Genomic DNA, 23,894 nt, shown 5'->3' on the forward strand with positions numbered 1-23,894 from the left:
TGACCGGAATAGCCGATCATACGGCTCTTGCCCTCACATCCAAGTTAATTCGGGCATATTGTATTTGTACGGCAAAACATCTTATGGAGAGAGAATATGAGAAAACTTCTGTCTTTTCTGCTCGTTGCAGTTGCGGCTGTTTTTATAATGACAGCATGCAGCCAGCAGTCCGAAGAACCCGCACAGGAAGAAACCACACAGGAAACAACTCAGGAAGAAACACAGGAAGCCGAAGCCAGCACAGAGCCTATTAAGATAGGTGTTGCAGGACCCCATTCAGGTGACCTCGCTTCCTACGGAATCCCCACAGCTAATGCTGTTAAGCTCTACGTCGATGAGATCAACAGCAACGGCGGTGTGAACGGAAGACAAATCGAACTCGTCGTTGAAGACGATGTCTGCAAGCCCGAGGTTGCTGCCAACACAGCCGCCAAGCTTGTATCCGAAGAGGTTGTTGCTGTAGTAGGACACATCTGCTCCGGTGCTACAAAGGCTGCACTCGGCATGTACAAGGACGCTCAGATCCCTGTTATGTCCCCCTCTGCAACAAATCCCGCTCTCACTAAAAGCGGCGACTATCCTAACTTCTTCCGTACAATCGCACCCGATGATTCACAGGCAAGGCTCCAGGTTGACTTCGCCCTCGACAAGCTCGGTCTTAAAAAGCTCGCCGTTATCCACGACAAGGGTGACTACGGTAAAGGTCTTGCAGAATTCGCAAAGAGCTTCATTGAGCAGGCAGAAGGTGCTGAGGTTGTTCTCTATGAAGGTGTAACCCCCGGTGCTGTGGACTACTCCGCAGTTGTTCAAAAGGTTAAGCAGTCCGAAGCGGACGGCGTTATCTTTGGTGGATATCACCCCGAGGCCTCCAAGATCGTTACCGTTATGAAGAAGAAGAAGCTTGAGATCCCCTTCATCTCCGATGACGGTGTTAAGGACGAAACCTTCATCAAGGTTGCAGGCGATTTCGCAGAAGGCGTTTACGCCACAGGCCCCAAGGATGTTGAGTCCAACCCCCTTTCCCAGAAAGCTATCAACGCACACGTTGAGAAATACGGCGAAAAGCCCGGTGCTTTCTATCTTAACGGTTACTCTGCCATCATCGCTTTCATCAACGCCATCGATGTTGCAGACTCCACAGAGTATGACGCTATCGTAAACGCACTCACCACCGAGTACGTTGAAACTCCCGTGGGCAACATCTCCTTCGACAAGAAGGGTGATGCCATCGGCGTGGGCTTCTCTGTTTACCAAGTGCAGAACGGTGAATACGTAGAGCTCCAGTAAATCACTATAATAAAACAGTTATTCAAGAAGGGGTGCAAAAGCACCCCTTTTTCCATTTTAATAGACTAAATTTTTGACAGGAGCAGTCACGGAAAATGGAATATTTTATCGAGCTATTCTTGGGGGGCCTCACAAGGGGAAGCATCTACGCCCTTATCGCCCTCGGATACACAATGGTGTACGGCATCATTCAGCTTATCAACTTCGCCCACGGCGAGATATACATGATAGGCGCTTTCACGGCACTCATCGTAGCCAGCGTGCTCACAATACTGGGGCTTAACGGAATCGCCATCCTTATCCTTGCGGGCATTATCGCTGTAATATACTCCGCCGCATACGGATTCACGATGGAAAAGATCGCATACAGACCCCTGAGAAGCGCACCAAGGCTTTCACCCCTTATAAGTGCCATCGGTATGTCTATCTTCCTCCAGAACTACGTACTTCTCGCACAGACATCCGACTTTCTCCCATTCCCTGCACTCATCCCCGAGTTCGGGTTTATGGAGCCGGTATCGCATATAGTCAGCTCTGCAGAGCTTGTGATAATCCTCACAACGGCCTCCGTAATGGTTCTGCTTACGCTGTTTATCAAATACACCAGAATGGGCAAAGCGATGAGAGCGACATCTCAGGATAAGAAGATGGCAAGGCTCATCGGTATCGATGTGGACAAGGTTATCTCTCTCACCTTCATCATCGGTTCCTCACTCGCCGCCCTCGGCGGTGTTCTCATCGCTTCGCACATTGGACAGATAAACTTCTACATCGGATTCATCGCCGGAATTAAAGCCTTCACAGCGGCAGTTCTCGGCGGTATCGGGAGTATCCCCGGTGCGGTTCTGGGTGCTCTCATCCTCGGATGGACCGAAAGCTTCGCCACAGGATACGTTTCCAGTGACTACGAAGATGTTTTCGCATTCTCTCTGCTGGTCTTCATCCTGATATTCAGACCCGCCGGAATCCTGGGCAAGTCAGAAACTCAGAAGGTGTAACCAATGAATGGCATATTTAACGAAATAAAGCGATCGGCCCTTGTGGCAGTATGGTTTATGTTCCTCACATTCCCCATACTAGTCATCAAGGTAAACACCATCGAAAACACTATCATATGGCGCTGGAGCAACCTTATATACGTAGCCGTGGGCACCTTCTTCGGCTCATGGCTCTGGAGATGGATGGAGCATAAGAAAACCCATACGAGTGAGCGTAACGTTCGTGAACGGCTCAAGATGGGCGTCCAGAACATGCTGGTGGACAACAAGAAAATACTTCTACCTATCATCGGACTGGTAACAGCCTTCTGTATAGTCTTCCCCATGGTCTTCAACTCCTATCAGGTTAGCATCCTTACCACAGCACTTATGTATATAGTTCTCGGCCTCGGCCTCAACATTGTTGTGGGGCTTGCAGGCCTGCTCGACCTCGGCTATGTGGCATTCTACGCCGTGGGCGCATACAGCTACGCACTGCTGAACATGCACTTCGGCATATCATTCTGGATCGCTCTGCCCATCGGAGCGGCCCTTGCGATGCTCTTTGGAATAATCCTCGGTTTCCCCGTTCTCAGACTCAGGGGTGACTATCTCGCCATCGTAACCCTCGGTTTCGGTGAGATCATCCGCCTTGTCCTTGAGAACTGGAACGACTTTTCCCAGGGACCAAGCGGTGTTGCAGGCATTCCGAGACCCCAGATATGGGGTGTGGAGATGGACCTCGGTCAAGCAACGATATTCCTATACTACCTTGTGCTTGTGCTCGTTGTGGTAACCATATTCTCCGTCAACAGACTGCAGAACTCACGAATAGGCCGTGCATGGCTCGCCCTGCGTGAGGATGAGATCGCCTGCCAGGCAATGGGTATCGACAAAACTAAGACAAAGCTCACCGCATTCGCCCTCGGCGCAACATGGGCGGGTATCATGGGCGTTGTATTTGCGGCTAAGACCACCTTTATCAACCCCGCAAGCTTCACATTCCTCGAATCGGCCATTATCCTTTCTGTGGTTGTTCTAGGCGGTATGGGCTCTATCCTCGGGGTTATCCTCGGTGCGCTTATCCTTATCCTTCTCCCCGAGTATCTCAGGGCGTTCTCCGAGTTCCGTATGCTTATATTCGGAGGCTCTATGGTGCTTATGATGGTATTTAGACCCCAAGGTCTTATCAGTAACGTGAGAAGGAAATATCTGTTCCATAAAGAGAATCTTTCGGAGGTTGAGATACATGAGTGATTCAACAGCTAGCCTCCCCGTACTAGAGGTTAAGGGTCTTACAATGGATTTCGGCGGTCTTCGTGCCGTTGACCATGTGGATCTTGACATATACAACGGCGAGATCGTCGCCCTAATCGGCCCCAATGGTGCCGGAAAAACAACATTCTTCAACTGTATCACAGGGATCTACAAGCCCACCGAAGGGGATATCATTGTACATTCCAAGTTCGGAGAAAAGCGTGTAAACGGTCTTAAGCCAAACCACGTAACCGAGCTTGGCCTTGCACGAACCTTCCAGAACATCAGGCTTTTCCCCAACATGTCCGTTCTTGAGAACGTGATGATAGGAAGGCACTGCCGAACAAAGGCAAAGGTTATGGGTGCTCTTTTACGAGATAAAAGAACCCGCGTGGAGGAGACCCAGGCGGCGGCTGTGAGCTTTAACATCCTTGAGAAAGTGGGTCTCTCCCATCTGGAAAACGAGCTCGCCAGCAACCTATCCTACGGTAACCAGCGTAAGCTCGAGATCGCAAGAGCCCTTGCAACGGAGCCTGTTCTCCTTCTTCTGGACGAACCTGCGGCGGGAATGAACCCATACGAAACCGAAGAGCTCACCGAGCTCATTAAGAAGATCGCCACGGAGATGAAGATCTCCATACTCCTCATCGAGCATGATATGAAGCTCGTTATGAAGATCTCAGAGAGGATATACGTTATGGATCACGGCCAGCGCATCGCAGCCGGTTCACCCAATGAGATCAAAGAGGACCCCACTGTAATCAAGGCGTATCTTGGCGAGGAAGTCGATGCTTGAAGTTAACGGTATTAGTACATACTACGGAAATATACAGGCACTGCACGATGTCTCTCTCAAGGTTGACGAGGGGGAGATCATCACCCTCATCGGTGCAAACGGTGCCGGAAAAACAACCACCCTGCTCTCCATTAGCGGTATTACACAGCCGAAGCATGGGGAGATACTTTTCAGAGGGGAACCGGTACACAGAGCAAAGCCGGAAAGGCTTGTTAAGGACGGCCTGGTGCAGGTTCCGGAAGGAAGACACATATTCCCCTATCTAACAGTGGCAGAAAACCTTGATCTTGGCGCTTTCCTGCGTAAGGATAAGGATAGGATACGTAAGGACCTTGAGCACGTTTACGACCTATTCCCCCGTCTTGCAGAAAGAAGGCACCAGCAAGGGGGTACGCTAAGCGGAGGCGAACAGCAGATGCTCGCCATCTCAAGGGCCCTTATGGCAAGGCCAAAGCTTCTGCTTCTGGATGAACCGTCTCTCGGTCTCGCACCTATCATTGTTCAGCAGATCTTCGAGATCATCGAAAAGCTGAACAAGGAGGACGGCATGACCATATTCCTCGTGGAGCAGAATGCAAACCTCGCCCTCAAGATAGCCCACAGGGGCTACGTTATGGAAACGGGCAGGATAACCCTCGAGGACAAGGCAGAAAAGCTCCTCTCAAATGAGGATGTGCGTAAGGCATATCTGGGGATTTAATGAAGTATTTCAACAGTATCGAATCCCTTCCCGAGAAAAGAATCGGCGAAGGGCTTTATGCTCGCTTTCTTCATCTGGATAACATGACCATCTCCTTCTGGAGGATCGAAGCGGGTACGGCTCTGCTCAAGCACAGCCATCCACACGAACAAACCACCAAGCTCCTCTCCGGCGAGTTTATCATGAGCGTCGGCGGACAGGAGAAACAGCTCAGCGTTGACGACAGTGTTATTATACCTGCAAACGTTGAGCACGGCGGAAGCGCACTCAGCGACTGTATGCTGATGGACGTCTTCACCCCCGTTAGGGAAGACTATAAAGAGCTTTAGACCTTTAGGCCTTTCGCCGATAAGCCTTATATGAAAACATTTATCAGGGCGGTTCTTGCCGCCCTTATTCTAATCACCCTCTCAGCCTGCACTACCTCTGTGAGCTACCGTGTAAATGTGCCCATAGAGTTCGATGGCGGCGGCTCAAACGAGCTAGATATACCCATAGAAAACATGAAGTACTCCGTTCAGGTGGGGGCGTTCTCCGTTCAGGGAAATGCCGTAAACTTCGCCGATTCACTGGAACGAAGCGGCATCGATGCCTATTTCTTCCTCCACGATTCCGGGCTCTACAAGGTCCGATTTGGAAACTACTCCTCCTATGATGCCGCAAGAAGCCATGCAGAAAGGCTGAACAGACAGGGTAAGATTGACGATTTCTTCATTGTCCGCCCCGAAGATTACGCCGTTAACGAAAAGGATACCCCGGACAGAGGGAATATCCGGGATAAGATCGTCCGCACAGCCCATAGATACATCGGCGTACCGTACCAGTGGGGTGGAACAAACCCGAACACAGGCTTCGACTGCTCCGGCCTCACCATGGTTGTCTATAAATACAACGGCCTCAACCTCCCCAGAACATCAAGGGAACAATACAAAACTGGCCGCTACGTCAAAAGAAACAATCTGCGAAAAGGTGACCTCGTCTTCTTTGCCACCGGCGGCGGAAACAGGGTATCCCACGTCGGGATATATATTGGCTCAAACAAGTTTATCCACGCACCAAGCAGGGGTAAGAAGGTTCGGATAGAATCGATTAACTCCTACTGGCAGAGGAGATATGTGGGGGCAAAAAGCTACCTCTAGATAATCAGCCTAAAAGCGGCAAATACCAGAAACACACCCACAAACAAACGGAAAAGACCTTCACTCATACGACCAAACAGCTTTCCCCCCAGCCATGTACCGAGAGGCACAAAGGGGAGTGCGGCCAGAGAGTACACAAACAATCTCAAATCAAGAAGCCCGGCAGCCGTATAGGAGAGAACCTGTATGAATGCACCGGGTATGAATATGATAACCACCATGCGCCTGAGATAGGCTCTTGAGAGTCTCGAGCCGAAATGCCAAAACAACAGTGGCAGGCTTATCCCCACAAGCCCCGTACATGCACCAGCACCCATAGATACGGCAATATCCCTTCCGTCTGCACGCTCCGGCGGTTTTCCGTCACCCCTGGGTTTCAGCCCGCCGGTAACAAACCACAACGACATCAATATGAATACAGTACCGAGTAAGATCTCAAACAAACGCTTATCCAGCACCTTCAGCATACCTGCGCCTATGGCCGTTCCAGCCAGTACGGAGAAAACCACGGGAAGAGTGTACGCACGGGAAAGGCTTATGTCATCGGACTTGTACATGATAAGCCCTGCAAAGAGGCTGAGGATAGAGGAAAGCACAACGGCATCCTTCGCATCCAGAGCAAGGGTGGAGAGGGATACAACGACTGTGCCTAGACCTGTGCCTGTTATCCCCTTTACCAGCGCCGAAAGAAAACCTGTAAGGATCATGATGATGATTGTGTAAGTCATGGTTCATGATGATTGCACTATCCGCTGAAATAAGCAAGGGTGGTAGATGGTTAAGGGGAAGGTTTCCCCTTGGGATCCCCTTGTGAATCATCGTTGCTTCATTTTTAAGATGGGTTTTTAAGGGGGTTCTAGGGGGAAAGTTTTCCCTAAAAATTTCCCCTAGTCTTTTACTTTACATAATCACTAATTATTTATTTTCGTGCTGAAGCACGAAAATACAAATTTAGTGACTAATTTCTAATAGAAGTATGAAAGCAAAAAAAACGCAGGGAACTTTTTAGGGAACAAAGTTCCCCGCACCCCTCAAAAACCCATCTTGAAGAAAATATTAAGCTTGAGATATAACAAGCTTTCATCTACGAAAGCCTAATGAGTAGCAACCTTCATCGTCAGAATTGAATCAAGTTGGCTCCAGCGTTTACACTCAAGAGAAAACAACGAGAGACGTGAAGAGGTTTTCCAGTTAGATGGCTACTAATAGCCCATAACCAGTTTTGTCACAAACGCTCTTAATCTTCCCCGAATGTTTTACAGCCGAATGAGCTCTTTTGTAACCGCCCGGAAGTTTTGGCCGCACATGATAGGAGAGTGAACCCTGAGTATTGAATACTGGAATGTATGAAATGCGATTAAACTCCTCAGCATCAGCAAAACTTCAGGTGGAAAAAGAGCGAAATTAGGGCACCCCCATCAGCAGGTGATTTATGAACATAAATCACCTGCCATGGGGGCTGGAAAACCCTGAGGGAATAGTTTTGCTTACTTTTGTGAACCAAAAGTAAGTCGTGCTTTAGCACGAAAATACAAATTTAGTGACTAATTTCTAATATTAGCATGTATACTAGAGACTTAAGGGGTGCTTTTTAAGGAACAAACCACCCCTTAACAACCCCTCAAAAACTCCTTTATCTATCTGAATAATTTCCCATCCATGGAAATTATTCTGCTGTTTGAAGGAAGTAACTTCCTTCTCACTTACGCAAATCACACATTTGAGGTTGATACACAACTGGCTTCCAGGGATGGAAGCCTCTGAAGTGAAGAATATGGAGCTACGCTTCATATTCTGTAACGGAAGTAAGCGGAGCGAAGGCTTTGCCAAGCGAAGCGGCAGGGAAATTCTCAGGATGATGAATTTCCCAGATTATTATAGATAAAATTGGTAGCATTTATATAATATTTTGTATTAAGATTTATAAACATCTGCCGATAGTTTGATTGGAGGATTATATCGGATATGCTACTTGAAGCCATAAACGCATCGCTCACAGGCCGCATTACTCCCGCCGGGAGTACATCGTCCACTGCCCGCCCAAAACCTGTTGAACCGATTCAACAGCCCACAAGGGACACAGGGCAGTCTATTGGTGATCGTGTGTCTATATCTCCTGAAGCGAGGAGTATTCAGGCAGCAAAGAAGTCTGAAAACAGTGAATTCTCCACCTACGACAAAAGCGGAAGATCATCCGCCGGAGCAAATCAGGAGCTGACCCAAGAGGAACAGCAGAAGGTAGACGAGCTTAAGAAGCGTGATCAGGAAGTCCGCACCCATGAGATGCAGCACAAAACCGCCGGAGCACCATACACCAGCGGGCCCACCTACGAATACGAGAATGGGCCGGACGGCAAGCGTTACGCAGTGGGCGGTTCCGTTGATATAGACACATCTGAGATTGAGGGTGACCCACAGGCAACCATCGAAAAGGCGCAGAAGATTAAAGCCGCCGCCACAGCTCCTGCAGAGCCATCATCCGAGGACAGAGCCGTAGCCGCAGAGGCGAGCGCCATGGAGATGCGTGCCAAGCAGGATCTCCAGAAGGAGCAAACCGAGAACACAGAAGAAAACTCAAAGACTGGACAGACCAAATCCGGATTCGCACAATACGCCAAAGCGGCCTACGCTGGCACAATGGCGGCATCCCTCAACATATCCGCCTAGCTTGTAAACCAGATAGCAAACCTTACCCATAACGGTACAGTGACAATACTAACCAGTGTTGTGCCCAGAACAACCTTCACGGCGATGTGCGCTCTACCCGTGAAATAGCGTGTAACAGCGATATTCAGCATACCCGCAGGCATGGCGGACTGAACCGCTATGATAATCTTTAGCCCCGGGTCTTCAACAATATACCTTGCCGCAAGAAGGAATATTACAGACAGAACAAACATTCGCAGAACAACAGAACCCGTTATTATCCGCAGGCTCTTCCCCTGACCAAAGGAAGGGAGTGCCTCGCCGAGGGCGAGTCCGCTTATGAAAAGCCCCACAGGGATTGCAATGGAGGCGAAGAAACCGGTGGCGGCGTCAAGGATGTAAGGCTCCCATCCATCACTCCATAGGGCGTTGATAAAAAGGGAGACAATGATCATCTGCAGAGGAGGGCTCTTGAGGATCTTCCATGCATCTGAGGCTGGTGTTCCAGTGAGGATCATGACGCCGAGGGACCAGTACGCCGCATCGATACCCGTGTTAAAGACCAGAAGCTGACCAACTGCCTCGCTCCCATAGAGGGATGCGATGATGGGGATAGTGAAGAAGCCGAAGTTATATACGCCCAGGGAGAAGGAATAGGCCCTCCTATCCACAGTATCCTTTATGCCGAGCACAGGGGCGGCGAACCATGCGACAACGAATCCCAGGGCTATGGTGGCAAACCCCCACAGAGGAAGAAAGGCCGCATCTGCAACGTTCTCCAGCTTTACATTACCCACAACAAAATTGAATATGAGGCAAGGTATAAGGAATCTTATCAACAGTTTAAGAAGGAAGTCCTCAGGCTTTCGCCCCACCCAGCCCTTCAGGCGCATAAAAACACCGGCACCTGCAATGGCGAAATACGGAACTGTTATCAGAAATATATCAAGGTAGGAGGGCATTAACACTTCCCGTCAGGCAGTGTCATGAAATTCCTAGAAGCGTGGCCGCCCGCTGGGCGCTGAGATCCATATGTAGTTTTTGAGCCTGCACACCGAGTTGGAAGCGGGTTGTTTCTGAGGCGAGATTGCTTATCTCCTCTGCAAGGTTAACGCCGGCTAGCCGCTCGTTTGCCTTTGCAAGGTTTATCCCCGCCTGACGCAGTCCGTCTATCTCAGATTCTAGGGCGTTAATCTTCGTTCCGCCGTTAACTCGGGCGGAGTTCAGCTTACCCAGTGCGTTGTCTATCTTAATGAGAGCATTGGGATCCGAAAGATTAAAGTCATCAAGGCCGAGACCTTCGGCATCAGCATCGCCGGCGACGCTGTGACCGTTGAAATCCATATCTCCGGCGGTGTCATCAATGACTGATTTAAGCATGTTTGCCTGGTCAACCAGCATCTTCCTGTCGCTTTCATTGAGAATGGGGTTTTTATATTGGATGGCAAGCTCACGCAGTCTGTAGAGCGTTCCGCCGATATTCTCAAGGACCCCTTCCCTCGTCTGAAGGTAGCTGATGGCGTCCTGGGCGTTTCTCGCCTTTATAAAATTCTCGTTATACTGGGCACTGAGGCGTGAGGACACACCTATATCCGCAGGGCTTTCCCCTGTAGTCAGCCGGTTTCCGGAGGTTATCTTCTCCAGAGTGTCCCCTATCTTGCTGTAGGATCTGTTTATGCTGACCGAAAGACCAGCTGAAACGGGATCCATCATCTCACAACACCCCTCTTTGCAGTAACGTCTATCTATATAATACTCTGCAATCCCCTGCTGATCAAGGTTTTGTTGATTCTATCGGAAACGTTACATCCCCATCCGGCAGTTCATCTTCGCCGAAAACTCTTATCCCGGCTGAGCTGAGAAGGGAGGCTGCAACGCCCATGCCGGAGCATTTAATCCCCGAGAAACTACCATCATATATAAGTCTGCATCCACAGGAGGGGCTACCCTGCTTAAGAAGTGCGGTTTCAATGCCATGTTCCCTGCATCTCTCAAGGGCGAGGCGTGCACCTTTGATAAAGTTTTCAGTAAAATCTTCACCATCGGCGGAACGGACTATGGCTACACCGGAAAGAACAGCTCCGCCTCCACCGCCTCCACAGATCTCAGCGGGCTTCCTGGGTGTGGGGAGTCCTCCCTCAACCTCCGGACAGAAGGGCATGACGCGCTCCTCCTCGATCCATCTGTCGATAACGGCAGACCCAAGAAGGTTGTTCCCTCCGTTATAGCGGACATTCTCGCCCAGCAGGCAAGAGCTTACCAAAATCTTCCTCAAAGGATTTCCTCAAGGATATTCACCGCAGAGCGAACAAATCCGCTGCACTTTATCCTGAGAACACCCGATTCCACAGCCTCTGTCCTGGCTTTTTCATCGGTCATATCAAACCCTACAAGATCGGAGCAGACAAGGCATCCGTTCATTTCCTCAAAGCGCTCTGTGAATCTCTGGACGAGTTCGTAGCATTTCGCCTTCGCCTCTGCATCATCAGCTTGTATGCGTCCCTCTTTGAGCCCGATAACCATAACACCGCCGTTGTATGCACCGCAGGTGTTCCCCTGTGCAGCGACTCCGCCGCCGAAGGGTGTTGCTATTCGAAGCGCATTCAGCTCATCAAGGCCGTATTCTTCACAGAATACCGTTAGTACAGCCTGGGCACAGTTGAAGCCCTCCATAAAGACTTTAACAGCCCTTTCCTCTCTCTCACTCATAATCACTCCTCCTTCTAGTGAGGATTATATCCCTTTCAGCAGTTATTTACAATGACGAGAAGATAGATTCCGAGAAATGTTGACATAAGAGGTTAAACAGTTAATTATTATGAGTATACATGCAAACTACCGTGGAGAATGCGGATGAAGATACTGATAGCGGAAGACAACCCGGTCAACCAAATGGTGACCAAAAAGATTATAGAGAAGCTCGGTGCGGAGGCAAGCATTGCCGGAAACGGTGTAGAGGCTGTGAAAATGGCCGCCGGCACCAGCTTTGATCTGATCCTTATGGATATAAATATGCCCGAGATGAGCGGCATAGAAGCAACACTTGCTCTGAGAGGTAGAGGGTATGACAGGCCCATTTATGCAATGACCGGAGATTCCGGCGAAGAAGCCGAGCAGGAGCTGGAAAGCGCAGGGATTGACGGATTCCTGAGCAAGCCTGTAAACCTGAAAAAACTTGAGGAGACCATTATGAAGTATTCTAACAATAACCAGGAATTCGATGATCCTGAGAAGAGTATAGAGCATGTTATGACCCAGCTCGGGCTTGACAGGGATACGATACAGGAGCTTATGGGCGAGTTTATAAAGGACAGCATGAAGCATCTTGTGCCCCTGAAAACCGCAGTTGATTCCGGCAACCTGAATGTGACAGCCACCGAAGCACACTATATCAAGGGTGCCGCCCGCAATATGGGCGTAAACATAATTGCTGAGAGTGCGGAAAGGCTGGAAAAAACAGCCAAGAGCGAGATGGACGAGAATTACGCAGCCCTTTATGAAGACCTTGAAATTAAGCTGAAAGGGCTTCGGGATAAGGTTGAAAACGGTTAACCCGTACTGCTGAAGTCGATGACGAAAACGGCCCCCTCATCCTCATTGCGGAGGGTGAGCTTCCCATTCATATTTTCCTCGATAATGGTTTTTGACATACTGAGACCTATGCCCGTCCCATTGTTCCCTTTATTGGAGACATAGGGTTCAAAAACTTTTTCGATAATATCTGCCGGAACCCCTCCCCCGTTATCAGCCACTTCAAGGCGGTTTACATTCTCATCCGATACGAACCTGAATTCGATAACGCCGTGGAATACGCCGCCTCCGGCCTTCCTCGCAGCTATGGCATCCTTTGCGTTTGAGATAAGGTTGAGTATAACCTGCTTAAACTCGTTTATCTGCCCCACAACACTGAGATCATTATCCCCTGTTACTCTGGTTTCTATCCCCGCCTGCTCAAGCTGGGGCTTAAGAAGCTTTATAACATCGGAAACGGCTTCATGTACATCGAAGCTCTTAAGCTCCTTGCCGGGCTTAAAGAAGTTCCGGAAGTCGTCCATAGTCTGGTTCATAAACTCAACCTGCTTCATAATATCACCAGCAAGGCTCAACATATCCTCTCGGTTGGGGCTGTCTTCATCAACAAGCTCAGGCATGAACTGAGCGATAAGATAAACGGCGTTAAGCGGCTGTTTCCACTGATGGGCGATAACACTTATCATCTCACCCATACTTGCCATCTTTGACTGCTGGATAAGCATCTGCTCCTGCTTCTCCTGTTTCTCCTCCAGCTCTTTATGCACAGTTATATCCTGAACCGTGGTAACGATAACCTCTTCGCCGTCCGTCATCATTATCTTCGCCAGGGTTGCATTGACAATAATCTGGTTGCCGTCCCGCCTAAGACATGTCCAAGTGGAGGGGAAGCTGTCAATCAAACCGTCTGCAAACTGGGAATAGAGCAGAACACACTGCTCTCTGAGGGACTGAGGGAGCACTATGGAGAAATGCCTCCCCTTGAGCTCCTTCTTTGTATAACCGAAGATACTGCAGTAGCTGTCATTCATGGTTATAAACCTGCCGCTCGGCTCTATGAGGCAGATACCGATGGCTGCGGAGGAGAAGGCGGCTTCCATAATATTATCGCTCCTCTCCTTTTCGCTCTGTAGATTTTTTATCTGGCGCATATCACGAAGAGTAGTTATCGCTGCCTTCCGTCCATCCAGCTCCACAAGGTTCGAGGTAAGCTGGGCATCCACGACGCTCCCATCCCTGGCCCTCAGCTTCGCATTGAAAAGAATGTGCTCCCCTTCGAATATCTCCTTTGCATACTCCTTTATCTTCGGTATCTCGGACTCAATATGGAAATCCTTCGGGCTCATGTTTAAAAGTTCCTCACGTGAATAGCCGAACATGGAACAAACCCTGTCATTGACTTCTGTGAAAGTGCTTGGGATACCGTTTTCGTCAAAGTAGTGGACGATAAGCCCTTCATTGATGGAATTAAAAAGGAACTCATATTTAAGCTCACTCTGCAACCTGTGCTTAACCTCTTCCTCTGCCATGGCGGAAAGCTCTTCATTCATAGATCTTAACGTCCTTTCCAGCTCCTTCTGATCGCTAATATCCACACCGATACAGACAAACCCCTCAAGAATTCCCGAGCTGTTCTCAACCCCTACCCTCACAAAGCGGTACTCACGCTCTCTACCGTTAATATCTACACTGCACTCCCATTCATGATAATCCCGACCCGCAAGCTCTCTGGAGCAAACCGAGGTGTCCATACCAAGCCTTTGGGCAAAGTGAACACCTTTAAGCCCGCCTGTATCTTCAGGGAGCTCCGCAGCGGACTTAGCCGAACTGTTGGCAAATATGATGTTATCTTTTATGTCCGTATAGATCATCAGGAGGGGAGTATTATCCATAATCGTTTTCAGAAGGCGAGACTGGGTGTTAAGCCTCTCCTCCATAATCTTTTTCTCATGAATGTCGGTTACGATGGAAAAAAGATACTTCTCACCGCCAATATCCACAGGGCTCGAATGAACCTCTACATTCCTCAGCTCTCCTTCTGCAAGCCTGTGGGTGAATTCGAAGGTATTAAGTTTATTGTCGAGGGCATTCGCCATAACGAGCATAACGTTCCCTTCAGAACAGTTAATATCGCTGATATTCATGTTTCTCAGCTCTTTAAGAGAATAACCGTAGTATTCAGCTGCGGCTGAATTTGCATCAAATACTTCGCCGGTAAAAGGATTAATGAGGAGCATGACGGCGCTGTGCCCATAAAACAGATTGCGAAAATGCCGCTCACTCTCGGCTATTGTCTCGAAGCGTTCCTCCTCGCCTGTTATATCCGTAAATGAAACAGCCGTTAAATCATCCTCGCCATAGAAATCGGCGATATCGATGAGAAATACCCGTTCCTCGCCGCTACGGGAGTCTTTCATAACAGCCTTGCTCTCCCTGCCCATCTCCTTGTTCTGGATTACCTTGTTCGTCCATTCCCGAAGATTGTTTCCATGGATATAGCCCTCCTTTTCAAGAAAGAACTCGCAGATGCAGTCATGTTCGCTTTTAAAGGTTTCCTCATCATCATAGCCCAGGAATTCGAGCACGCGCCTGTTACAGCTGAGCATCTCTGCTCCGTCAGTAACAGTAACCATATTCGGCTGCATATCAAGCATCCGGAACTTTATCTTCTGTTCGGCTCGAAGCCTCCTCAGCGTTCTGCTTCGGTCATACACCAGATAAATGGTGATTAAGAGCATACCTGCTGTAAAGATAATAACCAGGATAGTTTTCTTGTGGGATCTTTCATGGGCAACCAGGGAGTCTGTACTATTGCGAACCAGCTCTTCCCAAACCACAATCTCTGCATTTTCAAGACAGTTGGAGGAATAATCCGTAAGATCAAAGAAACGACGCCTGGTATCAGTTGTATATACAAGGTTTTTGTCATTCAGCCGATTTTCAAGCTCTGCTATACTGTTCTTCAGTATATCAACACATTCAAAATCGCTTGTGCCTGCAAGGTTCAGATAACCCAAAGCCCTTCCCAGCTTATTGATGGCGGTATCGAGATAGTAGCTCCGGGGGTTTGAGAGACCGCTTTCATAAAATGAATAAGACTCGCCGATAAGTGACTTAGCATAAAGAAGATACCTGCTTTCCTCCTTCGTGTTAAAATCCACAGCATGCAAGTTTATATATTGGGAATTGATCCTTAAAAGGATTAGGGCAAGAACAGCAAAAAGAAGTGCAACAGGTAAGATTCTTCGCAGCTTCACAATACACCCTTGGTATGAATCATCACTTAATGAGTTACGATAGAGTAAGTCTTTACATAAATACTATTACATATAGGAGAGCTTTTCAATATCAGTAATAGAGGAAAACCTTTAATCAGTAGCAGTTATGATTTAGCGGAGGAATCTGGTCAAAATTTGATTATTCTGCGATGGAGAGAGGAAAAAAGGCCTGCGGTTATGCCAAACAGATCGGCTGTTCCTCCCATTGTCAGATTGATTGCCTTAAACTTTTCATTCATATCAATAAGTTCGTTGAATGGTACATCGCCCCTTTCCAGGAGTGCCCCTAGCCTGAAGCCGGAGTTTCTTAGGGTGGTGAGCCCCTCGATACCGCATCTTTTCACAGCGGTACTGTCCTCGGTTACACTCATCAGCTTAGCCAAACAGTGGAATGCGGCCAAGGGGTAGTTGTCAGTTTCCTCGTATACGCTGAACATAACGGGTAGAGCTTTATCTAAAACCGTGGGAAGACCGTTTAGGCACTCCCCCCTGATACCCCCTATTCCAGCCTCCTTCCTCACAGCTGCCCCGCAGGAACCGGGCTCACGCTCATCCTTAAAAAGTGATGCAGAGGCCTCGGCGCATCTTTCTGACAGTTCACAAAGGGAAGGGATACCGGAACATCTGGAATAAGCATCCGTCAGAAGCCCCATGAGGAAGATAAAGCCCTTGTGGGTATTCGTTCCAAGGAGGCTCATCATCCGCTCCTCCGCCCTTATTCCCGCCTGAACCATATCATCAAGGCTTTTCGCCGATACGAGTTCTGCCCTGTACTCCTCAAGGAGACAAATGGAGCGAGACATATTCACAAGGTTGAGATCCTCATGGGAACCGGAATCGAGCAGATCCACTAGCCCCGGCTTCGGGGTAAGATAAAGCTCGGTCCTCGCACCTTGAACTATGTGTGCAAGAAAACTGCTAAGCTGTTCTTTATGCGATTCTTTCGGCTCTTTTATTAAGGAGTTCAAGGGCAGCCTCCGCAACCTCATCTATACTGTGCCTCTTCAGCCGCATGCACTCTTTGGCGGGCTCACTGCATACAAGACACCTTCGCTCCGGCTTTGCAACGGCGCTCCTGCTCACTATGCCGTCGCTGGTGTATATATCTATATCCAGAAGCCTGTGCTCTGCGATAGATTCCTCAATGAACATCATGCTGTTCTTGGCCCCATATGGGTCGCCGAAGCCCGAGTAAACCTTGAACGGCCCCAGCGCATCCTCCATGGAGCAATCCTTCTTAAGCCCCACAGGGAGGGACTCCACCAAAGCCGCCCCGTTTTTTGCCAGCTCCGCCGCACCCGGTGGCATCTTCACCACACCGGGGATATTCATGGAGAGCGTTACTATAAACGCCCTCCCCTCACGGGCTGGCCTCCCTGCAAAACGTTCAAGGGAGTTGCGCAGGCACATGTCTATACGTTTCTGCCTGTCATCACGACAGGCGAGGATGCTATTCCTTAACCCGTCGTACTGCATCTATGATACTTCCATCTCTGTATTCAATAACTGCGGCCACATCGTCCTCGAACTCCAGCGGTCTGGGAACGCCTGTTATAGCCTGTATCTCATTCTTTAGCTGAACGATATCCTTAACGGGGAAACGTCTCTTCTCAAGCTCACGCCTCAGTTCCGCCTGACGCTCGTTCACAGCTATACCCCGCTCGGTGATGATAACATCAACGGTTTCTCCAGGTGTGGTAACGGTGGTGACACTGTCCGTAACTATGGGAAGCCTTCCTCTAATGGAGGGAGCTGTAATAATGGATAGCTTTGCGCCGCTGGCCGTGTCGCTGTGTCCGCCGGTGTTATGCAGAAGGTAGCCGCTCGATTCGGTGTTCACGTTCACGTTGAAGTCAACATCCACCTCGGTTGCACCGAGGATAACAGCATCGAGCCTGTCCACAACGCATCCAGCGTTAAAGGGGTTCGCATACATATCCGCACTCATCTCGATATGGTTTATGTTGCGCCCTATGGAATCCACAGCCTTCAGGTCGAAGCACTGTACATCGAAGAGGGTTTCGAATATCCCCTCCTCCAGCATATCAACGAAGTATCCTGTTATGCCGCCGGAGCCGAAGCTCCCCTTTATGTCATCATTCTTCATAATTCTGCGAACATTCTCCGCAACGGCAAGTGATATGCCGCCGCTTCCGGTCTGGAAACTGAAACCGTCTTTGATAAGTCCAGAAGCTTCGATAACCCCTGCGGCGTATTTCGCAATCTGCAAACCAACAGGGTCGGTGGTCACTCTCGTTGTGGTGGATACGATCTTTGATGGATCGCCGAGGGTATCCACAACAACAACGTGGTCCACCTCGGTCTCTGCGATGCTGATAGGGTGACAAGGATACGGGACGAGGTTATCGGTAACTGCGATTACCTTGTCCGCATATAGTGCATCGGTATGGGCATAACCAAGGCTTCCGCAAGCGGAAGGTCCGTGGTATCCGTTCATGTTGCCGAATTCGTCGCATGAGGGTGCGCCTATGAAGGCAACATCTATCTTTATCTCCCGGTTCATAACCGCTCTGGCACGTCCGCCGTGGGTACGAACCACAACGGGTGAATCTATCTCCCCCTTGGAGAGTGCCTCACCTATTGGTCCATTCACACCGCACTCGAAACCCGTTATCACACCCTCTTTTATGTAGGGTATCAGACCTGCATGCACAGGGTGGATGGAGCTTGAGGCTATCTTGATGTCTTTTATACCGAGGGAGGCTATCTCCTCCACCACCTGCATGAGAACATGGTCGCCGTTACGCAGATGGTGGTGGGTGGCGATGGTCATTCCGTCCTTAAGGCCGGAGGCCTCCACAGCCTCCCGGATCGAGCTGAGCATCTTGTTGGGTCTGCCGTAGGAGTATCTCAGCTTTCTGGTGGCTCTGTCTCCGCTGGGGATAACCTTGCCAACACCCTGAAAGGGTATGCTCTTCCTTCCCGCAAAATTCTCCGGTATATATCTTCCAAGCGAGTTCTTTATCATGATTCACCCAATTCGCCGTAAACAACGTTCTCGTCCGGCTCTTCGTCCACAAGCCCGAGGGCGTAGGCGGTCTTGACCACACGCAGGGCACGCTTAACCACGGGGGCATCGATCATCTTGCCGCCAAGGGCGATAACGCCGGTACCCATCTCCCTCGCCTTCTCTATGGCATCGATAACCTGCAGTGCGTAATCGATCTCCTCCTGCTTAGGAGCAAATACGGAGTGTACAACCTCTATCTGTCTCGGGTTTACAAGGGATTTGCCTGTGAAACCGAGGCTCTTGATCAGCTCACACTCGTTAGTGAAGCTCTCCATATCCGCAACATCGGTGAAGACTGTATCCACAGCCTGTATGCCAGCCGCCTTGGCCGCCCATACCACTCTCGTCCTTGCGTGGAATAGCTCCTCACCAGTTTTTGTTCTATCGATCTCAAGGCTCGCCGTATAGTCCTCCGCACCGAAGGCGAGAGCCACAATACGGCTGGACGCCCTTGCTGTTCTAATACAATTGATAACACCCTGGGCGTTCTCAATGGAGGGGAGTATCCTGAAGGTCTCCAGCTCGAATCCCAATTCCTCCTCAAACTCTGTGAGCACGGTATCCAGCTTCTCAACGATCTCCGGCGTGTCCGCCTTGGGCAGGCGTATCCCGTCCGGCTTTGCAGGCAGAACCGCCGCAAGGTCATCGTACCACCACTTCGTATCAAGACCGTTTATCCGGATGAAGATCTCCACATTGCGCTCTTTGAAGGTGTCCAGAAAGGAGCGTACAAGGTTCCTCGCCGCATCCTTCTCATTTACGGGAACTGCATCCTCAAGGTCGATAATCACAGCATCGGACTGGAATATCGGTATATTCTGGAGCATGGAGGGCATGTTCCCCGGTACGTACAGGAGCGACCTGCGTACATTCATCTCTTTGCTCATTCCTCCGCCTCCGATATAAATATTGTTGAAACACCGCCGGACTGGGAATGATGCCTCTCTATACCCTTAACTATGATCTCGGCGATGATAATCTCGCATGTGGCGAATACGTTGCAGTCGAAGAGGTGTCCCCCCACAACCTCGCCGGAGGACTTTGCCCCGATGATGTGCAGGTGGGTATCTATAAGCCCCTCCTCATCGGGGAAGATGTTCCCCTCAAGGCCGAGGAGCTCAAGGGGCCCCTCTATCTCATGGGCGGTGGTTCTGGGTCTGGTGATGGGGAGCTTCGCCCCCGTCTTTATACCCCGGAAGCGGACATCCTTAACGGAGCCCACTGCGGATACGATGGATGCGTTGCTCAGGTTTACCTCGCTAGCAAACTGGAGCAGATGATCACGCAGGTTCTCCCCCGGGCTTATCTTCAGGACGAAACGACGCCCCTGGGTGTATTCCTTATACCAGTGTCCATGCATATCAGTCCTCCAGCCCTGCCCGCTGTACTGCGGAGCTGAGCCTCGCCTTTATGGCATAATCAAGGGCTCCCCTGTCCGCAATGCGAATGTATCCTTCGCTTACGTCATTGGCGGCGAGCTCCTCCTCAACGGCGGCTCTAATAAGATGCTCAAACTGTTTCGCCACGGTTGATTCCACCTCTATCTCAAGGGAATCCGAGGGCTCCACAAATACCATAAGGTCGCTGGACTGCATTGTTCCGGCCTGGGCCGGTGATTTGATCCTCATCTTGCCAGACTCCTTCTATATGTCTATCAAGGCCTAGTGCCTTGTCTTTCTCTCTTTAAGTCGCTGAACCACCTTGAAGCCTGCCTCCGAAGACAGGAATTTCCATGTGGATGCAGGTACAAGCTCCTTCGCTCTGTCAAAGTCATTAATCCGCAGAGCCTCCCTTACTGCCGAGGCGCTCACAGCAATACCGTTCTGCTCATACCGCTCTATCTCGCAGAACTCCATGCCGTTCCTTCGCAGGGATCTACCCATCGCCTCGTTGTATGCGCATGTTACGCCGCAGTAGGGCTCGCTTCCGGCGTATCTTGTACCTATGTGGAAGAATGGGGCGATATGGCGGCAGAATATATCAAGGTCCATCTCCATCTGTATGGAGGAAGTATCCGTGCCGCTTTTCAGGAAGTATGATGGAAAGGTTATACCGCTCACCGCATAGGAGGATGCGCTCATTACGGTTACGTTGTCAAGATCCTCAGTCCCGTCCTCTACAAGCTTGAGACGTACATCAAAGGGGAAGGAGGAGGCGTCCTCCTGAACAACGAAGATATAGAGGTGTTCACTCCTTGATGCGGCCTCTTCTATGAGCTTTCTATGCCCCATGGTGAAGGGGTTGCAGTTCATCACGATACCGCCGTTTCCCTTATCCTTGAGGGGTTTGTGCACAAGCTCACGGTGACGGTTGAGATACCTTGAAATACCCCGTCCGTACTCCATCATAACCGCCTTCTCATGCCTTGCCAGCGGATGGAAGTTCAGCCTGGAGAAGCTTACGGCATACTCGGGCTTGGTGAAGAGGAAGAAGTCACGCACGCCAGAATCGAAGCCGTCCTGAACGAGGCTTGTGGCCACATCGCCCACAGCATCGGTGCTGGAGCAGTCGGGGTGTACGGCAAACATCTTCAGGATGTTTCCAGCCCTTGCGCCTACCGCTGTGAGGCGCCGGTTCTCGAAGATACCCACAAGCCTGTCGTGGTCAGCCTCGTAGCTGAGGCCGTGGAGGCTTAGAAGTTCCTTTGCGGACTGTCTGTCGTGCTCGGCAAGAAGCTCTGTTACCATCGTGCACCCCTTTCGGTTCAAACATAGGGGCTTGAACCTATAAATAGAACATATTCCAAAGATTTTGGCACTTCCATAGAAACTTAAAACGGATCCCGCTTAAAACAGATTTCTATTTACAAAATCGTGTTTATTTATCTGATATTAAGGATTTTTCGTAAAGAATCGAGAGCGTTTAGGTCAAAAAAAAAGTGCTATGAAGGGAATCTGGTTCACAATTATGTTTTCAAATACCTGTTGTACAAAGGGCTTTTCAGCTTGCTTTTTAATCCGGAATGCAAATTTACATAATTAATTAAGGAGAAACGAGTAAAAACCCTCCCCGTGGCGGCGGGGAGGGTGTCAGAAATAGAGGCCGTTCATACGGCTGTATAATGGATAGGGTCAGTTACTTCCTTTTCACTTCGAAACCCAGGGCTTCAACATCCCTTACCACCCTCTCGCAGACATCTGCCAAAACCGCCTGCAGTGGTTCAGTTAGTGAATCCCCGGCTTGAATACTTTGGGGAATAACGCCGTAAAGCTTTATCGATTCGGGGCATTTCCCCCTCATCTCACTAATGAGCATTACCTCCTGAAGGCCTATCTGATGGGGGCTAAGCTTTGCGGGGATCCTGTCCAGCATGATATCCTCACGCCCGTAGGTACGTATATCGCCGGGTGTGCCCTCCCCTGCGATCACATCGATCATAAGGATATGCTCCGCCTCTTCCATCTTATATGTGGCCATAAGGCCGAGGGTTCCGGCATCGAATACCTCAACCCCTTCGGGAAACTCAAAATTCTCCTCAAGGTAGCGCACAGCATGTACGCCAAAGCCCTCATCGGCGAGGAGGACGTTCCCCGCTCCGAATACAAGAACGTTCATTACCTTACCTGCACCTTCACGATCTCGTTCTTTTCGGGATCGATGGTATGCACTGCACAGGCAAGGCATGGGTCGAAGGAGTGTACCGTACGGATAACCTCAAGGGGCTTGTCCGCCTCAAGGACGGGGTTGCCCACAAGGGAAGCCTCGTAAGGTCCGGGTGTTCCTTGCTCATCCCTTGGTCCTGCATTCCATGTGGAGGGAACAACCGCCTGATAATTGAAGATCTTCTTATCACGCATAACAAGCCAGTGGCTCAGCAGACCTCTGGGAGCCTCATGGAATCCCACACCGCTGTATTCACCGTCGGGAAGCTCCGTATCGTTGGCGTAGGTTTGATCACCTGCGGCGATATTCGCCTCAAGGGCATCTATGTATTCAACGGCCTTATCCGCCATGACAACGGCTCTTGCAGCTCTGGCGTAGTGCCTTCCCATGGTGGAATGAAGGTCATCAAGGCCTATGCCGAGAGTGGATGCGGCGGAGTTCACAAGCTCCGTGACCTTCTCATCACCAGCGGCGTAGTTCACTAGTATCTGGGCAAGGGGGCCCACCTGTGCGGGTTTGCCCTCAAGGCGGGGAGCCTTAACCCATGTGTATTTGCCCTCATCATCGAACTCGCCGTAGCTGGGCTCGGTCTCACCCTTCCACGGATGAAGGGGTTCGCCGTCTTCATACCAGGCATGGGCAACAGACTCGGTGATGTTCTTTCTTATGTAGTCATCATTCCAGCTGGCGGATTCTCTGAACGTCGAGAGATCGCCGTTCATTATGGTTCCGCCTGTCACACCGAAACTGGTGCTCTTGCCGTCCAAAGGGAAGTCGGGGGTAGCGAGGTAGTTATCCACACCCCTGCCGTACTTGAACCAGTCCTTATAAAAGGAGGCGATGGCGAGAACATCGGGATAGTATACCTCGTTTACGAACTGCTTAACCTCCATGGTGAGGCTTCTGAGGAGTGCGAGACGCTCCACGTTGAGGGTTGCTGGATTGTCCACGTTAACCGCAGTGGCAACGCCTCCTACAACGAGGTTCTGGATATGGGGGTTCTTCGAACCGAGGATAGCCACCGCCTGTGCTGCTTTTCTCTGGTAATCGAGCGCTTTCAGGTAGTGCGCAACGGCGATGAGGTTTATCTCCGGCTCGAGGCGCATATCCTTGTGCCCCCAGTAACCGGAGGAGAAGATGCCGAGTTTACCCGTTGATACGAAGCCTTTGAGCCTCTCCTTAACGGCGGCGAACTCTGTTACAGAGTTACCCGGCCATGGCGAGAGGGACTGGGCAATGGAGGCGGCCTTTGCGGGGTCTGCCTCAAGGGCGGAGGTTATATCCACCCAGTCAAGGGCGGAGAGGTGATAGAAATGCACGATATGGTCCTGCAGAGAGTGGAGCGCAATCATAATGTTACGGATCATCTGCGCATTCACGGGGAGCTCAACGTCCAGAGCATCCTCTACGGAGCGTATGGAGCTGATCGCATGCACCGTTGTGCAAACTCCGCAGAAACGCTGGGCGAAGACCCATGCGTCCTTGGGGTTTCTACCCTTGAGCATTGTTTCGATACCCCGCCACATCTGGCCGCTCGCCCACGCTTTACTCACGCTTCCGTTGTCCACTTCCACATCTATTCTGAGGTGACCCTCGATCCTTGTGATGGGGTCTACTGTAATCCTTTTACCCATTATTCTATATCTCCT

25 protein-coding genes are annotated in these 23,894 nt (G+C 50.2%); 10 read left to right on the forward strand and 15 right to left on the reverse strand.

Annotated features, from left to right (window positions below; all coding sequences use genetic code 11):
• Positions 1–96: 96 nt before the first annotated feature.
• The 7 genes from K300_RS0112220 to K300_RS0112250 all read left to right on the forward strand — a co-directional run bounded on the left by K300_RS0112220 (position 97) and on the right by K300_RS0112250 (position 6,156).
• On the forward strand, positions 97–1,287 hold the full coding sequence (locus tag K300_RS0112220) for a branched-chain amino acid ABC transporter substrate-binding protein (protein WP_022851960.1): 1,191 nt from the start codon (positions 97–99) through the stop codon (positions 1,285–1,287).
• A 95-nt stretch (positions 1,288–1,382) separates the two neighbouring features.
• Positions 1,383–2,285, forward strand: a complete 903-nt coding sequence (locus K300_RS0112225; protein ID WP_022851961.1) for a branched-chain amino acid ABC transporter permease — start codon at positions 1,383–1,385, stop codon at positions 2,283–2,285.
• Between the two features lie 3 nt (positions 2,286–2,288).
• Positions 2,289–3,521, forward strand: a complete 1,233-nt coding sequence (locus K300_RS0112230) for an ABC transporter permease subunit (RefSeq protein ID WP_022851962.1) — start codon at positions 2,289–2,291, stop codon at positions 3,519–3,521.
• Positions 3,514–4,317: an ABC transporter ATP-binding protein gene (locus tag K300_RS0112235; protein WP_022851963.1), complete on the forward strand. Its 804-nt coding sequence runs from the start codon at positions 3,514–3,516 to the stop codon at positions 4,315–4,317. Before K300_RS0112230 ends, K300_RS0112235 begins: the two co-directional genes overlap by 8 nt.
• On the forward strand, positions 4,310–5,017 hold the full coding sequence (locus K300_RS0112240; RefSeq protein WP_022851964.1) for an ABC transporter ATP-binding protein: 708 nt from the start codon (positions 4,310–4,312) through the stop codon (positions 5,015–5,017). Before K300_RS0112235 ends, K300_RS0112240 begins: the two co-directional genes overlap by 8 nt.
• A complete protein-coding gene (locus K300_RS0112245) occupies positions 5,017–5,346 on the forward strand; it encodes a cupin domain-containing protein (RefSeq protein WP_022851965.1) in 330 nt (109 codons plus the stop codon). The genes K300_RS0112240 and K300_RS0112245 overlap by 1 nt, the downstream gene beginning before the upstream one ends.
• A gap of 30 nt (positions 5,347–5,376) precedes the next feature.
• The gene (locus K300_RS0112250) at positions 5,377–6,156 is read left to right on the forward strand and encodes a C40 family peptidase (RefSeq protein ID WP_022851966.1); all 780 of its coding nucleotides are present in this window, start codon (positions 5,377–5,379) and stop codon (positions 6,154–6,156) included.
• On the opposite strand, the gene K300_RS0112255 is transcribed toward K300_RS0112250, so the two are convergent.
• Positions 6,153–6,884 carry a sulfite exporter TauE/SafE family protein gene (locus tag K300_RS0112255; RefSeq protein ID WP_022851967.1) on the reverse strand — a complete coding sequence of 244 codons (732 nt, stop codon included), beginning with the start codon at positions 6,882–6,884 and terminating at the stop codon, positions 6,153–6,155. The two genes, K300_RS0112250 and K300_RS0112255, sit on opposite strands and share 4 nt — an antisense overlap.
• A 1,022-nt stretch (positions 6,885–7,906) precedes the next feature.
• Between K300_RS0112255 and K300_RS17090 the strand changes: the two genes are divergently transcribed.
• Both K300_RS17090 and K300_RS16390 read left to right on the forward strand, forming a co-directional pair.
• Positions 7,907–8,041: a hypothetical protein gene (locus tag K300_RS17090; protein ID WP_283804763.1), complete on the forward strand. Its 135-nt coding sequence runs from the start codon at positions 7,907–7,909 to the stop codon at positions 8,039–8,041.
• A gap of 80 nt (positions 8,042–8,121) precedes the next feature.
• Complete coding sequence (locus K300_RS16390) at positions 8,122–8,823, forward strand: putative metalloprotease CJM1_0395 family protein (RefSeq protein ID WP_022851968.1); 702 nt, start codon at positions 8,122–8,124, stop codon at positions 8,821–8,823.
• On the opposite strand, the gene K300_RS0112265 is transcribed toward K300_RS16390, so the two are convergent.
• The 4 genes from K300_RS0112265 to K300_RS0112280 form a co-directional block, all read right to left on the reverse strand.
• Positions 8,820–9,764 (reverse strand): AEC family transporter, encoded by a 945-nt coding sequence (locus K300_RS0112265; protein WP_022851969.1) that lies wholly within the window; start codon positions 9,762–9,764, stop codon positions 8,820–8,822. The genes K300_RS16390 and K300_RS0112265 overlap by 4 nt on opposite strands.
• 22 nt (positions 9,765–9,786) lie before the next feature.
• On the reverse strand, positions 9,787–10,512 hold the full coding sequence (locus K300_RS0112270; protein ID WP_162139898.1) for a flagellin: 726 nt from the start codon (positions 10,510–10,512) through the stop codon (positions 9,787–9,789).
• Between the two features lie 64 nt (positions 10,513–10,576).
• Complete coding sequence (locus tag K300_RS0112275) at positions 10,577–11,077, reverse strand: 2-thiouracil desulfurase family protein (RefSeq protein WP_022851971.1); 501 nt, start codon at positions 11,075–11,077, stop codon at positions 10,577–10,579.
• Positions 11,074–11,511 (reverse strand): C-GCAxxG-C-C family protein, encoded by a 438-nt coding sequence (locus K300_RS0112280; protein WP_022851972.1) that lies wholly within the window; start codon positions 11,509–11,511, stop codon positions 11,074–11,076. The genes K300_RS0112275 and K300_RS0112280 overlap by 4 nt, the downstream gene beginning before the upstream one ends.
• 144 nt (positions 11,512–11,655) lie before the next feature.
• Here K300_RS0112280 and K300_RS0112285 point away from each other — a divergent pair, with 144 nt between their 5' ends.
• The gene (locus K300_RS0112285; RefSeq protein ID WP_022851973.1) at positions 11,656–12,354 is read left to right on the forward strand and encodes a response regulator; all 699 of its coding nucleotides are present in this window, start codon (positions 11,656–11,658) and stop codon (positions 12,352–12,354) included.
• Here the strand turns inward: K300_RS0112285 and K300_RS0112290 are convergent.
• From K300_RS0112290 to K300_RS0112335, 10 genes are all read right to left on the reverse strand, one after another.
• Positions 12,351–15,494 (reverse strand): PAS domain-containing sensor histidine kinase, encoded by a 3,144-nt coding sequence (locus K300_RS0112290; RefSeq protein ID WP_155827619.1) that lies wholly within the window; start codon positions 15,492–15,494, stop codon positions 12,351–12,353. The genes K300_RS0112285 and K300_RS0112290 overlap by 4 nt on opposite strands.
• A 245-nt stretch (positions 15,495–15,739) precedes the next feature.
• The gene (locus K300_RS15615) at positions 15,740–16,579 is read right to left on the reverse strand and encodes a triphosphoribosyl-dephospho-CoA synthase (protein WP_022851975.1); all 840 of its coding nucleotides are present in this window, start codon (positions 16,577–16,579) and stop codon (positions 15,740–15,742) included.
• Positions 16,542–17,087: a citrate lyase holo-[acyl-carrier protein] synthase gene (locus tag K300_RS0112300; RefSeq protein ID WP_022851976.1), complete on the reverse strand. Its 546-nt coding sequence runs from the start codon at positions 17,085–17,087 to the stop codon at positions 16,542–16,544. Before K300_RS0112300 ends, K300_RS15615 begins: the two co-directional genes overlap by 38 nt.
• Positions 17,062–18,600, reverse strand: coding sequence for a citrate lyase subunit alpha (citF, locus tag K300_RS0112305; protein WP_022851977.1), 1,539 nt, complete (start codon positions 18,598–18,600; stop codon positions 17,062–17,064). The genes K300_RS0112300 and citF overlap by 26 nt, the downstream gene beginning before the upstream one ends.
• Entirely contained in the window at positions 18,597–19,529 is a 933-nt protein-coding gene (locus K300_RS0112310) for an HpcH/HpaI aldolase/citrate lyase family protein (RefSeq protein WP_022851978.1), read from the reverse strand. Before K300_RS0112310 ends, citF begins: the two co-directional genes overlap by 4 nt.
• Positions 19,526–20,002, reverse strand: a complete 477-nt coding sequence (locus K300_RS0112315; protein ID WP_022851979.1) for a PPC domain-containing DNA-binding protein — start codon at positions 20,000–20,002, stop codon at positions 19,526–19,528. Before K300_RS0112315 ends, K300_RS0112310 begins: the two co-directional genes overlap by 4 nt.
• A gap of 1 nt (position 20,003) precedes the next feature.
• Positions 20,004–20,270, reverse strand: a complete 267-nt coding sequence (gene citD, locus K300_RS0112320) for a citrate lyase acyl carrier protein (protein ID WP_022851980.1) — start codon at positions 20,268–20,270, stop codon at positions 20,004–20,006.
• Positions 20,271–20,303: 33 nt separating this feature from the next.
• Positions 20,304–21,329, reverse strand: coding sequence for a [citrate (pro-3S)-lyase] ligase (locus K300_RS15620; RefSeq protein WP_022851981.1), 1,026 nt, complete (start codon positions 21,327–21,329; stop codon positions 20,304–20,306).
• A 388-nt stretch (positions 21,330–21,717) separates the two neighbouring features.
• Positions 21,718–22,197, reverse strand: a complete 480-nt coding sequence (locus K300_RS0112330; RefSeq protein WP_022851982.1) for a HyaD/HybD family hydrogenase maturation endopeptidase — start codon at positions 22,195–22,197, stop codon at positions 21,718–21,720.
• Positions 22,197–23,879 (reverse strand): nickel-dependent hydrogenase large subunit, encoded by a 1,683-nt coding sequence (locus K300_RS0112335; RefSeq protein WP_022851983.1) that lies wholly within the window; start codon positions 23,877–23,879, stop codon positions 22,197–22,199. The genes K300_RS0112330 and K300_RS0112335 overlap by 1 nt, the downstream gene beginning before the upstream one ends.
• Positions 23,880–23,894 lie beyond the last annotated feature (15 nt).

It is taken from the genome of Limisalsivibrio acetivorans, assembly GCF_000421105.1.
Lineage (GTDB): Bacteria > Chrysiogenota > Deferribacteres > Deferribacterales > Geovibrionaceae > Limisalsivibrio > Limisalsivibrio acetivorans.